The organism is Paractinoplanes durhamensis, assembly GCF_016862175.1.
Classification (GTDB): domain Bacteria; phylum Actinomycetota; class Actinomycetes; order Mycobacteriales; family Micromonosporaceae; genus Actinoplanes; species Actinoplanes durhamensis.
In genome coordinates, this window is record NZ_BOML01000005.1 from 114,480 (window position 1) to 129,600 (window position 15,121).

Here is a 15,121-nt window from a genome sequence, read left to right on the forward strand (position 1 = left end):
GCCTTGAAGTACCCACGCACCTTCCACCTGCCCGATTCACCGGGCGCCACCGCCGACGACCGGATTCAGCCCGATCTGTCCTGGTTGGACGGTGAGCTGGTGGTGACCGAGAAACTCGACGGCGGCAACCTCACCTTCACCCGCGACGCCATGTATGCCCGGTCGGTCGACTCCGGCACCCAGCCGTGGGACCGGCCGGCCAAGGCGTTGTGGGCGATGACCGCCTACCGCATCCCGGACGACTGGCGGGTCTGCGGCGAGTCGATGTGGGCGCGGCGCAGCATCGCGTACTCCGACCTGCCCGGCGTCTTCATCGTCTTCGGCATCTGGGACGAGACCGACACGCTGCTGGGCTGGGACGACACGGTCGATTGGGCGCGCCGGCTGGAGCTGCCGGTGGTCCCGGTCCTCTACCGCGGCGGCAGCCTCTCCGAGGCCCGCGCCGCCTGGTCGGCGCAGCGCGACCCGGAAACCTCCGAGGGCTACGTGGTGCGTGCGGCCGGGCGGATCCCGGCGGCTGAGTTTTCCCACAAGCTCCTCAAGTGGGTACGCCCGGATCACGTACGCACCGAGGCCGGTTGGCGCCACCGCGACGATTTCGCCGTGAACGAGTTCGCCTGACGCCCCGGCCCGGTCAGACGCTGGCGGCGGCCAGCTCGGCGTGGCTGCGCAGGATGCAGAACTCGTTGCCCTCCGGGTCGGCCAGGGTGACCCAGCCGCCGCCGTCCGGATTGCGCAGGTCGTCGAGCGGCTTGGCGCCCAGCTCGATGAGCCGGGCCAGCTCCTCGTCCCGGGTGCCCTCGACCGGGCGCAGGTCGAAGTGGATCCGGTTCTTCACCTGCTTGGTGTCCGGCACCTCGATGAAGAGCACCCGGTGCGAGCCGTCCCGGCTGGAGATCGGGCACTCCTCGTGGCCGGGCAGGTTGGGGTCCTCCGGGTTCTCGACGTAGTCAAGGACCTTCTCCCACCACTTGGACAACGCGTACGCGTCCGAGCAGTCGACCGTGGTGTGCGAGATGAACGAAGTCATCCCGACATGATCCCGCATCTCATCCGTGGCCGTGCGGGCACCGGCTGCCGTCGCGAGCCAGGGCGGCCGCCTCGTCGTCAAGGTAGAACGCGGGCCGCAGGTCCATCTCCGGGTAGTAGCGGTGGAACGCCGGGGAAAGACTGCCGGACATCGGCGGGACGATCCACGTCCAGTCGGCCGGGACTTCGCGGCCGGCCTTCTCCTCGTTGCGGATGTGCGCCATGAACCGCTGCGACTCGGTGTGGTGGTCGGACATCCGCACGCCGGCCTTCTCGAAACTCCACAGCACGGCCCGGTTGATCTCGAGGAGGGCGCGGTCCCGCCAGAGCGTCGACTCCTTTGTGGTGTCCAGCGCCATCCGGGCGGCGATCGTCGGGAGCACGTCGTAGCGGTCGGTGTCGGCCAGGTTGCGGGCGCCGACCTCGGTGCCCATGTACCAGCCGTTGAACGGCGCGAGCGGGTAGTGCACGCCGCCGATGGTGAGCCGCATGTTGGAGATGGCCGGGACGGCGTGCCAGCGCAGCCCGAGCTCGGCGAACCATCCGTACTCGGGGTGGGTGATCGGCACCTCGCGGACCGCACGTTCGGGCAGCTCGTAGAGGCGTACCCCCTCGGTCGGTGTTTCGATCACCAGCGGAAGCACGTCGAAGTGCTCGCCCTTGCCGCGCCAGCCGAAGCCCCGCATCGCGGCGGTGAAAGCGACCTGCCGGCCGTCGCCGACGGCGTGGCCGTCCTCGCCGCGGTAGCCGGCGTAGCGGATCAGCTGCTCGTTCCACACCCGGGCGAACGGCTGCCCGGGCTGGGCCGCCGCGAAGATGCTGATCACCGGCCGGAGTTGGCCGGTGCCGGCCGCCTGGAGGTGGTGCACGAGCAGCGAGAAGATCTGGTCGGCGGTCCGGGCCCGGCGCCGGTCGAGGACCACCAGGCTGCGCCAGTAGAGCCGGCCGATGCAGCGGCTCGCGTTACGCCAGGCCATCTTCGCGCCGAAGCTGAGCTCGTCGGTGGTATGCACGTAGGTGCCGGTCGCGGCGACCTGGGCCCGGACGATCGCGAGCCGCGGCTCGACCGGTCCGAGGCGGGGGTTCTCGGCGTAGCAGCGGCGCAGGAAGTCCTCGGCCTCGCCCGGGTCAACCGGTGCCACCGGGTCCCATGTCTCGGAGGGATGGTCACGGTACCCGGGCACGATCATCGCGAAGCCTCCCACGGATCAGCCGATGTGCCCTCGGAGGTTTGCACGACCCCGGGGGCGTCTGATCAGACACCGTGTGCGACGAAATGAACGCAGCCCCGCCTATTGGCGGGGCTGCGTCCGAAATGACCGGTTACTCGCCCGGCGTCGACTTCGCGATCTGCATCAGGAACTCGACGTTCGTGCGGGTCTGCTTGAGCCGATCGAGCAGCAGGTCGAGCGCGGCCGACGAATCCAGCGAGTGCAGCACCTTGCGGAGCTTGTGGATGATCGCCAGCTCTTCCTTGCCGAGCAGGATCTCTTCCTTACGCGTACCCGACGGGTCGATGTCGATCGCCGGGAACACCCGCTTGTCCGCGATCTTTCGGTCGAGCTTGAGCTCGGCGTTACCCGTGCCCTTGAACTCTTCGAAGATCACCGTGTCCATCATCGAGCCGGTCTCGACCAGCGCGGTCGCGAGAATGGTGAGCGAGCCGCCATTTTCGATGTTGCGCGCCGCGCCCAGGAACCGCTTGGGCGGGTAGAGAGCGGTCGAGTCGATACCACCGGACATGATGCGGCCGGAGGCCGGCGCGGCCAGGTTGTAGGACCGGCCGAGACGGGTCACCGAGTCGAGCAGCACGACCACGTCGTGGCCCAGCTCGACCAGCCGCTTGGCCCGCTCGATGGCGAGCTCGGCGACCGTGGTGTGGTCCTGCGGCGGGCGGTCGAACGTGGCCGCGATGACCTCGCCCTTGACCGAACGCTGCATGTCGGTGACCTCTTCGGGCCGCTCGTCGACCAGCACGACCATCAGGTGGCACTCGGGGTTGTTGTGGGTGATCGCGTTCGCGATCGCCTGCAACACCATCGTCTTACCGGCCTTGGGCGGCGACACGATGAGCGCGCGCTGCCCCTTGCCGAGCGGCATGACGAGGTCGATGACCCGGGTGGTGAGGATGTGCGGCTCGGTCTCGAGACGCAGTCGCTCCTGCGGGTAGAGCGGGGTCAGCTTGTAGAACTCCGGGCGGCGCCGGGCCTCGTCCGGCTCCATCCCGTTGATCGTGTCCAGCCGGACCAGCGGGTTGTACTTGTCCCGGCGGTTGTCGCCGGTGCTCTCGCGCGGGGTGGACCGCACCGCACCGGTCACCGCGTCGCCGCGGCGCAGGCCGTACTTCTTGACCTGCGACATCGAGACGTAGACGTCGTTCGACCCGGCGAGGTAACCGGTGGTGCGGATGAACGCGTAGTTGTCCAGCACGTCGAGGATGCCGGCCACGGGGACGAGCACGTCGTCCTCGCTGACGTGCGGCTCGCGGCCGCCGCCGTCCCGCTGACCACCATCGCGCTGGCCGCCGTCGCGCTGGCCGCTGTCACGCGGGCCGCCGCCGGCGGGCTCGCCGTCCCGGTCGCGACCGCGACGACGGTCCCGGAAGCGACTGCGCCGGCTCCGCCGGCCGTTCTCGCCACCGTCGCTGTCGTCGTCATCGTGACTCTGCTCACTGTTGCGCGGGCCGCGGTCGCGGTCGTCGCGCTGGTTGTTGTTGCGCTGCCGGTCCCGGTTGCGGTCACCGCGCTCCGGGCGCTCGCCACGCTGCTCGTTGCCGTCCGGCTGCTGAGCCGTGGTGGGCTCGGCGGCGGGGGCCACGGTCTCGCGGGGGGCGTTGCGCTCCCGGTTACGCCGGCTGACGCCACCCTCCGCCGGGGCGGTCGCCGGAGCGGCCTCCGGCTGCGCGACGGCGGTCTGCGGCGCCTCGGCCACGGCCGGCCGCTCGACGACCGGAGCCGCCGCTACGGGGGCCGCTACCTGGACCTGAGCCGACTCGGCGACCGGAGCGGTCGCGGTGGCCGCCACCTCGCGAGTGCGCGGACGCGGCGCCTTCTCAGCGGCCGGCGCTCCACCACTCTGCTTCTCGGAGATGGCGGTGATCAGCTCACCCTTGCGCATCCGGGCGGTGCCGGAGATGCCCAGGGAAGCGGCGAGGCTCTGCAGCTCGGGCAGCAGCATCGCGGACAGCCCGGTGCCGCCGCGGCGGCGCTTCGTGGCGGTCGCGGTGGTGCCGGCGCCGTCGTCAGCGACGTCAGAAACACCCGACGTCACGTCGGTGGTGTCGCTCAATGGATTCCTTCCGTCGGAAAAAGCCCGGGACCCCGGTCTGCAGCCTGGTGGCCGGGAGGCTCGGAACCCGCTTCGCCGAGGCGGCGCGGGAGTTTGTGCAGCACGGCAGCTCGACGGTTTCCCTCCCCGTCCTACGTTGACGGGTAGGTCTCGGCGAGTGCAGCAACCTGGGAGACTGCTTCTCGGCGTTTGCGTGCTGAGAAATGAGACGGCAGAAGCCTTGAAAGTCTCACGGGGTGCGCGCGCCGAATCGCAGGAGATCGCTCGCTTCGCGGCTGTGCCAGGTCTTGAGCGTAGTCAACTCGTACGACCTGCGGCAACAGGGCCCCGCTAGGCGAGTTCCACCATACTCCCTTTGACAAGAGCACCGTGCGCATCCACGCCCAACGGTTCCGCGCGCCATTGTTCGCCAGCATGGAAATCGCCCGGGACCTCGGACAATGCGAGAACAGTCGGCCCGGCGCCACTCACCACGGCGGCCACGCCGACCGATCGCAGCGCCGCCACGAGCGACGCGGTGCCGGGCATCGCCTCCGCCCGGTAGCCCTGATGCAATCGATCCGCGGTGGCCGGCAGCAGAACCGAGGGGTCGGTGGTGAGCGCGTGCGTGAGCAGTGCCGCCCGGCCGGCGTTGAACGACGCGTCGGCGTGCGGAACATCCGGCGGCAGCGCGGCACGAGCGCTCGCGGTGTAGCCACGCTCGGTGGGGACGAAAACCTTGGGGTGTACGTCGTGGTGCACCGGCAACCGCACGGCCCGCGCGCCCGCCCCCTCGGTCCAGGCGATGGTGAACCCGCCGAGCAGGCATGGCGCGACGTTGTCGGGATGCCCCTCGAGACGGGCCGCGATGCGCAGCGCCGCCTCGTCGTCGATCAGCTCGAGACCGCCCACGACCAGGCCGCGGGCCAGCTGCACGCCGCCGACGATGGCCGCCGACGAGGAGCCGAGACCGCGCGCCTGCGGGATCCGGTTGTCGCACTCGACGGCCAGCCCGCGCGGCCGGCCGCCCAGCTCGTCGAAGGTGGCCAGCATCGCCCGCACGACCAGGTGCGTCTCGTCGCCGGGCAGCTCGCCGGCGCCCTCGCCGCTGACCGTCACCTTGACGCCGTCGCCGGTGACCCGGGCGGTCAGGTCGTCGTAGAGGGTCAGCGCCAGGCCCAGCGCGTCGAAGCCGGGGCCGAGGTTCGCGCTGGTGGCCGGCGTGCGGACGGAAACCGGATCGGTCACGAAGGTCAGGCCCATCGGCACATGCTAAGCGCTGATCATTACGCGGAACGTCCTGGTCCCGCCGGTGGCTCGCCGGCCGGCGTGAGCCGCCGGGTGGCGATCCGCCAGCCGACCGCGTAGGTCGCGGTGACCAGGCCGCAGCCGGCCAGGATCACCCGCTCGTCGACGTGGTCGACCACCGCGGTGGCGACCAGCTGGCTGATCGCGATGGCCAGCGTCGCCAGCATCATGTCGAGGGCGAAGATCCGGCCGCGCAGCCGGTCGGGCACCTCGCCCTGCAGCGCGTAGTTGGACAGCGTCCAGTTGGCGCCGCCGGCGAAGTGGGCCACGAAGACCAGCACGAGCACGAGCGGGAACCACGGCGTCGCGGCGACCCCGAGATAGCCGACGCCGTAGAGGCCCATCGACAGGGCCAGGCCGGTGAGCAGCCAGGAGCGGTGGCCGAGCACCGGCCGCAGCACGAACGGGCCGACCAGGGCGCCCGCGCCGCGCACCGCGAAGAGCAGCCCGGCCCCGAGCACGCCGGCCCCGTGCAGGCCGGCGATCAGCGGGAAGACGATCAGCACGCCGTTGCCGAGGCCGGCCGCCGACTTGACCGTGATCAGGGCCCGCACCAGCGGCCGGTCACGCAGATAACCCAGCGCCTCGCGCATCGCGTGCCAAGCGGGCGGCGCGACCTCCGCCCGCGGCGCCTGCAACGGCCGCCGGATCAGGGCGGTCAGCGCCGCCCCGACCAGCAGCAGGGCGGCGGTCACCCCGAAACTCACGTACGGCCCGAAGACGGCGCCGACCACGCCGCCCAGCGACGCGCCGACGATCGTCATCGTGCCCCAGGTCGAGCCGGCGATGGCGTTCGCGGCCGGCAGGTCGGCCGCCTCGACGACGTTGGGCAGGGCGGCCGACGCGGCCGGGGTGTAGAAGGACTTGGCGACCGCCATCGCGCCGATCGCGACCAGGGCGAGCGGTGCGGTGGCCGCCGAGCGCACCGCGAACAGCAGCAGCACCGCGGCGAACGCGGCCAGGTTGGCCAGCACCAGGATGCGGCGGCGGTCGAGGCGGTCGGCCAGCGTGCCGGTGAACGGCAGCAGCAGCGCGTTGATCCCGGTGTCCACGGCCAGCACCAGGCCGCCCCAGACCCCGCTGCCGGTCAGCTCGGGCAGCAGCACGAGCAGTGGCACCATCACGAACCAGTCCGAGCCGAAGACCACCAGCTCGGCGGCGAAGAGCCGGCGGAAATCCCGGTTGCGGGTAAGAACCGAGATCATCGATGGCACGTACCGGAACCTACAGGGCCTGTCCTGCCGATCACGTGGGAGCGAGGCGAGGTCCAGGCGTCGGCTGGGTGTGCGCCGGAATTGCCCGGCTCCCGGTGTTGGATCCGGGTGATTTCGGCGTGCGGCCAGGCGGCGGCTGGGCCACGCCGCAGCCCCGCGTGATCGGCAGGACAGGCCCTGGCGGGGCCGGTCCGCCCGGACCGGCCCCGCACCTGTTACTTCGGTTCGTCCTTACGCCGCGGCACCTTCAGCACCTCGAACTGATCGGTGTAGCCGCGCAGCGCCGCGTTCGGCGCGGCCGGCTCGACCGGCTCGGGCACGGGGCCGCCGTTGGCCGGGACGGTGGCCGGCACCGCGTCGTCCGGCACCGCCTGGTCCGGCGGCAGGCCCATCCGGGCCCGGAACTCCGCCTTCTTGGTCCGGCGCTTCTCCTTGCCGTTCTCCACCATCGTGTAGAGCGTCGGCACCAGCACCAGGGTGAGCAGCGTCGAGCTGACCAGACCGCCGATGACCACAATGGCCAGTGGCTGGCTGATGAAGCCGCCCTCGCCGGTGAGCCCGAGGGCCATCGGCAGCAGCGCGAAGATGGTCGCGATGGCGGTCATCAGGATCGGCCGCAGCCGGTGCCGGCCGCCCTCGACCACCGCCTCCTGCACACCCATCCCGGCCGCCCGGTAATGGTTGATCAGGTCCATCAGCACGATCGCGTTGGTGACCACGATGCCGACCAGCATCAGCACACCGATCAGTGCCGGGACGCCGAGCGCGGTGCCGGTGACCAGCAGCAGGATGATGGCGCCGGTGGCCGCGAACGGGATCGACACGAGCAGGATGATCGGCTGGATCAGGCTGCGGAACGTCGCCACCATGATGATGAAGACGATCGCGATCGCCGCCAGCACCGCGAGACCCAGCTGCTGGAACGCCTCGGCCTGGTCGGCGCTGACGCCGCCGAGCGAGTACGACGCACCGGCCGGCAGGGTCAGCGTGTCCAGCTTCTTGGTCAGCTCGCTGGTGGCCGCGCCGACGTCGGAGCCGGTCGCGGTGCCGGTGACCGAGGCGCTGCGGTTGCCGTCGACCCGGGTGACCTGCTCGGGGCCGGACACCTCGCTGACGTCGGCGACCTGGTCGAGCCGGACCGGGCCGCGCGCGGTGGTCAGCGGCAGGGCCTTGAGGCCGGCCTCGTCGGCCGGCGCGTTACCGAAGGAGATCACCACGCTCTCGCTGGCCCCGTCGACCGTGACCTGGCCGGCCGGGGCGTCCCGGAACGCCGCGGCCACGCTCTGCCCGATGGACGCCTCGGTGAGGCCGTAGCTCGCGGCCACGTCCCGCTTCACCTTCACGTCCAGCCGCGGCACGCTGGCGGCCAGCGTGGTGGTCACGTCGGTGACCCCGCCGGTCGCCGACATGGCCTGCTGCACCTGCTGCACGGCCGACTGGAGCACGTCGTTGTCGGCCGCCTGGACCTGCACGGACAGCTCGCTGCCGCCCAGGCCGGAGCTGTCGCCACCGATCGTCACGTCGCCGATGCCGGTCATCGCGTCGAGCTGTTTGCGCAGCTCGTCGGTGACCTTCCCGGCGTCCGCCTTCTCCTCGAGCCCGACCTGGAAGCTGGCCGCGCTGGCCCCGGCCGCACCGGCGAACGGGTTGAAGTCGCTGCTGTTGCCGACCGTGACCTGGTAGGTCTTCACGTCGTCGCGAGCGGCGAGCACCGCCTCGACCTTCTTGGCCGCGTCGTCGGTGGCCGCCAGGCTGGTGCCGACCGGCATCTCCTGGGTGATGGTCAGCGAGTCCTGCCCGGACTGGTCCAGGAAGTTGGTCTTGAGCTGGGTGGACAGCACGCCCGTGCCGAGCAGCACGACCAGGCCGATCATCAGGGTGGCGATCCGCCGCTGGGTGGCGAACCGGATCACCGGCAGGTAGGCGCGCTGCAGCGGGCTGCGCAGCTCCTTCTTCTCGGCGGCCTGCCGGATCGCCTCGGTGTCGGCGTCGGCGGGTGGCGGCTTGAGGAACCAGTAGGCCAGGACCGGCACCACGGTCAGCGCCACGAACAGCGACGCGAGCAGGGCCACCGTCACGGTGATCGCGAAGGACGAGAAGATCTGCCCGACGAACCCGCCGACCAGCGCGATCGGCAGGAACACCGCGACCGTGGTCAGCGTCGAGGCGGTAACCGCACCGGACACCTCACGGACCGCCGCGATGATCGCGTGACCCTTCGGCTCGCCGTACTCAAGATGTCGTTTGATGTTTTCCAGAACGACGATCGAGTCGTCCACCACCCGGCCGACCGCGATCGTCAGTGCGCCGAGGGTGAGCAGGTTGAGGGTGTAGTCGCCGACCCAGAGGGCGATCAGCGCGATCAGTACCGACAGCGGGATCGACACGGCCGTGACCAGCGTCGAGCGCACCGACATCAGGAAGATCAGGATGACGATCACGGCCATCGCCAGGCCGAGGAGACCCTCGGTGGTCAGGCTCTTGATCGACCGCTCGACGAACGGCGCCTGGTCGGTGACGACGGTGAGCGTGGCGCCGCTGTCCTTGGCCAGGTCGGCGAGCTTGTCGCGGACCTCGTGCGAGATCTGCACCGGGTTGCCGTCGGGCTTGGCGGTGACCGCGATGCCGAGGCTGTCGTTGCCGTCGGTCCGGGTGAACGCGGTGGCCGTCGGCAGCTTGCTCTCCACCGTGGCGACGGTGCCGAGCTGGACCGGGCCGCGGCTGCCGGAGAGGTAGAGGCCCTTGAGGTCGTCGACCGAGGTGATCGGGTTGCCGACCTGGACGTTCAGCGACTTCTCGCCGTCGGTGACCGCGCCGGCCGGGATGGAGATGCCGTTGGACTGCAGGACCGTGGTGAGCGCCTGCGGGCTGACCCCGGCCGCCGTCATCTTGGCCAGATCGGGCGTGATGACGACCTGCTTGGCCCGGGCCCCGGTGACCTGGGTGTCGCGGACCCCGCTGATCGCGTTGAGCTCGGGCACGACGGTCTGGTTGAGCTTGGCGAGCAGGTCGCTCTCGTCGGTGCCGCCGGACGCGGCCAGGATGATCGCCGGGATGTCGTCGGTGCTGCCCGAGAAGATCTGCGGTTCGACGTTGTCCGGCAGGGTGGCCTGGATCCGGTTGACCGACGTGGTCAGCTGGTTGACCGCCTGGTCGATGTCCGTGCCGTAGGTGAACGACACCACGATGGTGGCGAAACCCTCGGCGGTGGTCGACTGGACCGTGTCGATGCCGTCGGCACCCTTGACCGCCTCCTCGATCGGCTTGGTCACCTGGTCCTGGATGATCTCCGGACCGGCGCCGGGCAGCGCCGCGCTGATGAACGCGGCGGGCAGCTCGATCGACGGGAACAACTGCTGCTTCAAGGATGGGATGGCGACGACCCCGAAACCGCTGATCACGATGGCGATCAGGGCGACGAGGCCTCGATTGGCAAGACTGAGTCGGGTCAGGAAAGACATTGGCGCTCCCCCCGTAAAAGTTCGGCCTGTACGAATAGTTTGCCTGACGCGAACAAATGGTTTTTGCCGGGGGTGCGCTGGTACCGTCCGTCATCGGAAGGACGCACGACCGCCATCAGCGCGTCACGAAGAAAGGTCGGCGTTGGCCGGGAACGAACAGCTCATCGCGGACATTATGGGCACGCAGCAACGGCTCCAGCAGTTGTTCGCGTACGACCGGTCCGATCCGCTCTTCTCGTCCCATTTGACGCTGTCCCAATTCAAGATCCTCATGCTGCTCGCCCGGCACGGCAATGTATCGGGCGGCGAATTGGCCGGGCTTCTCGGCGTCGGCCTGGCCGCACTCAGCGGCATGGTGGACCGGCTCGTGCAGCAGGATCTCGTGGAACGCACGGAGGATCTGCACGATCGGCGGGTGCGCCGGATCGGCCTCTCGCGAAAGGGCACCGAGCTCATCGGGAGCATCATGAACGCCGGCGAGGCGAAGATGCGCGCGCTCCTCAGCCGCCTCACAGCCGAGCAGCTGGACCTGGTGGCCCAGGCGACCCTGCTGATGGTGAAGGCGGCCGAGGAGGAGTCAGCTCGTTGAGCGAGGCCCTTTTTAAGCGAGGCCGAGCTCTCGGGCGGCGATCAGGACGTCGTTCTGGATCGTGGTGGGCGACGGCGCGGTGGAGATGGCCCACTCCGGGTCCTTCAGGCCGTGCCCGGTGACCGTGCAGACCACGGTCGAACCGGCCGGCACCTTGCCCGCCTGGGCCTGCTGCAGCAGCCCGGCCACGCTGGCCGCGCTGGCCAGCTCGACGAAGACGCCGACCTCGCGGGCCAGCAGCCGGTAGGCCGAGAGGATCTCCCGGTCGGTGACCGCCTCGATCAGGCCGCCCGACGCGTCCCGGGCGTCCAGCGCCTTGGTCCAGCTCGCCGGGTTGCCGATCCGGATGGCGGTGGCGATCGTGGACGGCTCCGGGACGACCTTGTTGTTCACGATCGGGGCCGCGCCGGACGCCTGGAACCCGTACATCCTGGGGAGCTTCGTGGCGTTGCCGGCGTCCTTGTCCTCGAGGTAGCCCATCCAGTACGCCGAGATGTTGCCGGCGTTGCCGACCGGCAGGCAGTGGATGTCGGGTGCGTCGCCGAGTGCCTCGACGATCTCGAAGGAGCCGGTCTTCTGCCCGTGCAGGCGGAAGATGTTGACCGAGTTGACCAGCGAGACCGGGAAGTCCTGGGACAGCTTGGCGGCGAGCGCGAGGCAGTCGTCGAAGTTGCCGTTGACCTGCAGCAGCTTGGCGCCGTGCACGAGTGCCTGGGCCAGCTTGCCGAGCGCGATCTTGCCCTGCGGCACGAGCACCGCGCAGGTCAGGCCGGCCCGGGCCGCGTACGCCGCGGCGGAGGCACTGGTGTTGCCGGTGGAGGCGCAGATGATCGCCTTCGAGCCCTCCTCGACCGCCTTGGACACGGCCATGGTCATGCCGCGGTCCTTGAACGAGCCGGTCGGGTTGGCCCCCTCGACCTTGAGGTAGACGTCGGCGCCGACCCGCTGGGACAGCACCGGCGCGGGCACGAGCGGGGTGTTCCCCTCGTGCAGCGTGACCACCGGGGTGGCGTCGGTGACCGGCAGCCGGTCCCGATACCGCTCGATCAGTCCCCGATACATGGTCGACTCCTCACTCGCGCTGCTCAGACCGGTCCAAGACTGCCCCAGGGCGCCGAATCTTGGGACCGAGTGTCCACTACTCGGGACGGTGACTCACGGCTTCGACGTTGTTGCCGTCCGGGTCGCGGACGAACGCGCCGTAGTAGTTCTCGTGGTACTCCTCGTGGATCCGCGGCTCGTGCAGCACCTCGGCGCCGCTCGCCACCGCCGCCGCGAAGAACGCGTCGACCTGGGCCCGGTCGGCGGCCGCGAACGCGATGTGCGACTCACGGAACCCGTCGCCCTCGCTCAGCTCGCTGATCCAGAAGTCGGCGTGCTCGCCCCCGCCATACCCCAGCGCGACCTTGAAATCGGCCAGCCGGCTCACGCCGAGCGGCGCCAGCGTGGCGTCGTAGAACGCCGCACTCGCCGCCAGATCGGAACATTGGAACCCCACGTGGTCGAGCACGGCTCAGACCCCTCCCTCGACGCGCAGCACACTCGCGATGGATCGGACGATGTCCAGTTGCGACAGTGACTCGACCGTAGCGGCAAGGTTCGCGTCGGGTGCCCCGTGGGTGACGATGACCAACTTGGCGTCCTCCTCGCGGCCCGACTGGCGGACCGTGGCGATGGACACCTCGTGCTTGGCGAAGACGCCGGCCACCGCGGCCAGCACGCCCGGCTTGTCGTCGACGTCGAGATTGATGTGGTATCGGGTGACCGCCGCGCCGATCGGGCGAACCGGCAGGTGGGCGTAGTTGCTCTCGCTCGGCGCCCGGAACCCGGTGAGCCGGTTGCGGGCCGCCGCCACGATGTCGCCGAGCACCGCGCTCGCGGTCGGCGTGCCGCCCGCGCCCCGGCCGTAGAACATCAGCTGACCGGCCGCCTCGGCCTCGACGAACACCGCGTTGAACGCGTCGCCGACGCCGGCCAGCGGGTGGCTGCGCGGGATCATCGCCGGGTGCACCCGCACGCTGACCGAATCGACCCCGGCCTCGTCGGGCCCGCGCTCGGCGATGCACAGCAGCTTGATCGTGCAGCCCATCTCCTTGGCGCTGGCCATGTCGCCGGCGGTCACCCCGGTCATGCCCTCGCGGAACACGTCGGCCGCGGTCACCCGGGTGTGGAACGCCAGCGAGGCGAGGATGGCCGCCTTGGCCGCGGCGTCGAAGCCCTCCACGTCGGCGGTCGGGTCGGCCTCCGCATACCCCAACTCGGTGGCCTCCTCCAGCGCCTCGCTGAAGCCGGCGCCGGTGGCGTCCATCGACGACAGGATGAAGTTGGTGGTGCCGTTCACGATGCCGGTGACCTTGGTGACGCGGTCGCCGTGCAGCGACTCGCGCAGCGGGCGCAGCAGCGGGATGGCGCCGGCCACCGACGCCTCGTAGTAGAGGTCGGCGTTGCCGTCGGCGGCCGCGTCGTGCAGCGCCGCGCCGTCCTCGGCGAGCAGCGCCTTGTTGGCGGTGACCACGCTCTTGCCGGTGCGCAGGGCCTCGACCAGCCAGCTCCGGGCCGGCTCGATGCCGCCGACCACCTCGACGACCACGTCGACGTCGTCCCGCTTGACCAGGCCGAGCGCGTCGGTGGTGAACAGGCCGCTGTCGACCGGGAGGCCGCCGCGCGCCCGCCCGAGCCGCCGCACGGCGATGCCGACGATCTCCAGCGGGGCGCCGATCCGGGCCGTCAGGTCGGCGGACTGCTCATGCAGCAGGCGGACCACTTCCGAGCCGACCGTGCCGCACCCGAGCAGGGCGACGCGAACTGCTGGCTTGTCCCCTTCTTTTTCATTCTGGGGTTTTCCGCCGCGGGCAGGCTCAGAGTTCATCCAACATCCAATGCGAGCAGGTCGTCCTCGGTCTCCCGGCGCACGATCACGCGGGAAGCGCCGTCGCGCACCGCTACCACCGGTGGCCGAGGCACGTGGTTGTAGTTGCTGGCCATGCTCCGGCAATAGGCGCCGGTGCCCGGCACCGCAACAAGATCTCCGGGCTGCACGTCAGCGGGCAGGAATTCATCCTTCACGACGATGTCCCCGCTTTCACAATGCTTTCCCACGACGCGGGCCAGCATCGGCTCGGCGGAGCTGGTCCGGTTGGCCATCGTCGCCGAGTAGGACGCGTCGTAGAGCGCGGTCCGGATGTTGTCGCTCATCCCGCCGTCGACACTCACGTACGTCCGGATGCCGTCGACGTCCTTGACCGTGCCGACCTCGTAGAGCGTGAACACGGCCGGCCCGACGATCGCCCGGCCGGGCTCGATGGAGAGCTTCGGCACCCGCAGGTTGGCCAGGTCGCACTCGGACTCGACGATCTTGTTGATCCGCTTGGCGAGGTCGCCGGCCGGCGACGGGTCGTCCTGGGTGGTGTAGGCGATGCCGAAGCCGCCGCCGAGGTCGAGTTCCTCGAGCTCCACCCCGCGCGCGTCCCGGATCTGCGCCTGCAGCTCCAGCACCCGGCGGGCGGCCACCTCGAAACCGCTGGTGTCGAAGATCTGCGAGCCGATGTGCGAGTGCAGGCCGCGCAGGTCGAGCACGCCCTCGTCGAGGATGCGCACCGCCGCCGCGAAGGCCGCGCCGCCGGCCAGCGAGAACCCGAACTTCTGGTCCTCGTGGGCGGTGGCGATGAACTCATGGGTATGAGCCTCGACACCGACGGTTACCCGTACGAGAACCTTCGGCCTTTTATTCATCTTTTGTGATAAAGCGGTCAAACGGGTGATTTCGTCGAAGGAGTCGACGACGATCCGGCCGACCCCCGCGTCGAGGGCCCGCTCCAACTCCCGCGCCGACTTGTTGTTGCCGTGGAAGCCGATCTTCTCCGCCGGGAAACCCGCGGCCAGCGCCACCGCCAGCTCGCCACCGGTGCACACGTCGAGGAAGAGGCCCTCCTCGTCGACGATCTTGACGACCGCCTTGCAGAGGAACGACTTGCCCGCGTAGTAGACGTCCGCGTCGCCGAACGCCGAGGCGAACTCCCGGCACCGCTCGCGCAGGTCCACCTCGTCGAGGAAATAGGCCGGCGTGCCGTGCTCGGCCACCAGCTCGGCGACGCTCACGCCGCCGATCTCCAAGGCCCCGGCCTCGGTGCGGCGCACGGTCCGCGGCCAGAGTTGCGGCACGAGGTCATTGACGTCCTGGGGCGTACGCAACCAGGCGGGCCCGGTGTATCCGAGGTCGCCGTGCAGCGCTCCGGCCTCATGAGCTCGCATGC

The 15,121-nt window shown here is 70.2% G+C and carries 12 protein-coding genes; 2 read left to right on the top strand and 10 right to left on the bottom strand.

All coding sequences use genetic code 11. From position 1 onward, the window contains the following. The first annotated feature begins 3 nt into the window (after positions 1-3). The gene (locus tag Adu01nite_RS02445; protein WP_203724548.1) at positions 4-621 is read left to right on the top strand and encodes an RNA ligase family protein; all 618 of its coding nucleotides are present in this window, start codon (positions 4-6) and stop codon (positions 619-621) included. A 13-nt stretch (positions 622-634) separates the two neighbouring features. Here Adu01nite_RS02445 and Adu01nite_RS02450 read toward each other — a convergent pair whose 3' ends face one another. The 6 genes from Adu01nite_RS02450 to Adu01nite_RS02475 all read right to left on the bottom strand — a co-directional run bounded on the left by Adu01nite_RS02450 (position 635) and on the right by Adu01nite_RS02475 (position 10,279). Beyond that, positions 635-1,030: a VOC family protein gene (locus tag Adu01nite_RS02450; protein ID WP_203724549.1), complete on the bottom strand. Its 396-nt coding sequence runs from the start codon at positions 1,028-1,030 to the stop codon at positions 635-637. A gap of 19 nt (positions 1,031-1,049) precedes the next feature. Next, positions 1,050-2,219, bottom strand: a complete 1,170-nt coding sequence (locus Adu01nite_RS02455) for a nitric oxide synthase oxygenase (protein WP_203724550.1) — start codon at positions 2,217-2,219, stop codon at positions 1,050-1,052. A gap of 133 nt (positions 2,220-2,352) precedes the next feature. Then, positions 2,353-4,317 carry a transcription termination factor Rho gene (gene rho / locus Adu01nite_RS02460; RefSeq protein WP_203724551.1) on the bottom strand — a complete coding sequence of 655 codons (1,965 nt, stop codon included), beginning with the start codon at positions 4,315-4,317 and terminating at the stop codon, positions 2,353-2,355. A 330-nt stretch (positions 4,318-4,647) separates the two neighbouring features. Next, entirely contained in the window at positions 4,648-5,559 is a 912-nt protein-coding gene (thrB, locus tag Adu01nite_RS02465; protein WP_203724552.1) for a homoserine kinase, read from the bottom strand. 23 nt (positions 5,560-5,582) lie between these two features. Next, complete coding sequence (locus Adu01nite_RS02470) at positions 5,583-6,818, bottom strand: MFS transporter (protein ID WP_203724553.1); 1,236 nt, start codon at positions 6,816-6,818, stop codon at positions 5,583-5,585. A gap of 215 nt (positions 6,819-7,033) precedes the next feature. After that, complete coding sequence (locus Adu01nite_RS02475; protein WP_203724554.1) at positions 7,034-10,279, bottom strand: efflux RND transporter permease subunit; 3,246 nt, start codon at positions 10,277-10,279, stop codon at positions 7,034-7,036. 142 nt (positions 10,280-10,421) lie between these two features. Between Adu01nite_RS02475 and Adu01nite_RS02480 the strand changes: the two genes are divergently transcribed. Beyond that, positions 10,422-10,868: a MarR family winged helix-turn-helix transcriptional regulator gene (locus Adu01nite_RS02480; protein WP_203724555.1), complete on the top strand. Its 447-nt coding sequence runs from the start codon at positions 10,422-10,424 to the stop codon at positions 10,866-10,868. A gap of 12 nt (positions 10,869-10,880) precedes the next feature. On the opposite strand, the gene thrC is transcribed toward Adu01nite_RS02480, so the two are convergent. The 4 genes from thrC to lysA form a co-directional block, all read right to left on the bottom strand. Next, complete coding sequence (gene thrC, locus Adu01nite_RS02485; protein WP_203724556.1) at positions 10,881-11,930, bottom strand: threonine synthase; 1,050 nt, start codon at positions 11,928-11,930, stop codon at positions 10,881-10,883. 76 nt (positions 11,931-12,006) lie between these two features. Further along, positions 12,007-12,378 carry a VOC family protein gene (locus Adu01nite_RS02490; RefSeq protein WP_203724557.1) on the bottom strand — a complete coding sequence of 124 codons (372 nt, stop codon included), beginning with the start codon at positions 12,376-12,378 and terminating at the stop codon, positions 12,007-12,009. Positions 12,379-12,381: 3 nt separating this feature from the next. Beyond that, positions 12,382-13,737, bottom strand: coding sequence for a homoserine dehydrogenase (locus tag Adu01nite_RS02495; RefSeq protein WP_239132078.1), 1,356 nt, complete (start codon positions 13,735-13,737; stop codon positions 12,382-12,384). Further along, a complete protein-coding gene (lysA, locus tag Adu01nite_RS02500) occupies positions 13,734-15,119 on the bottom strand; it encodes a diaminopimelate decarboxylase (RefSeq protein WP_203724558.1) in 1,386 nt (461 codons plus the stop codon). Before lysA ends, Adu01nite_RS02495 begins: the two co-directional genes overlap by 4 nt. Positions 15,120-15,121: the final 2 nt, after the last annotated feature.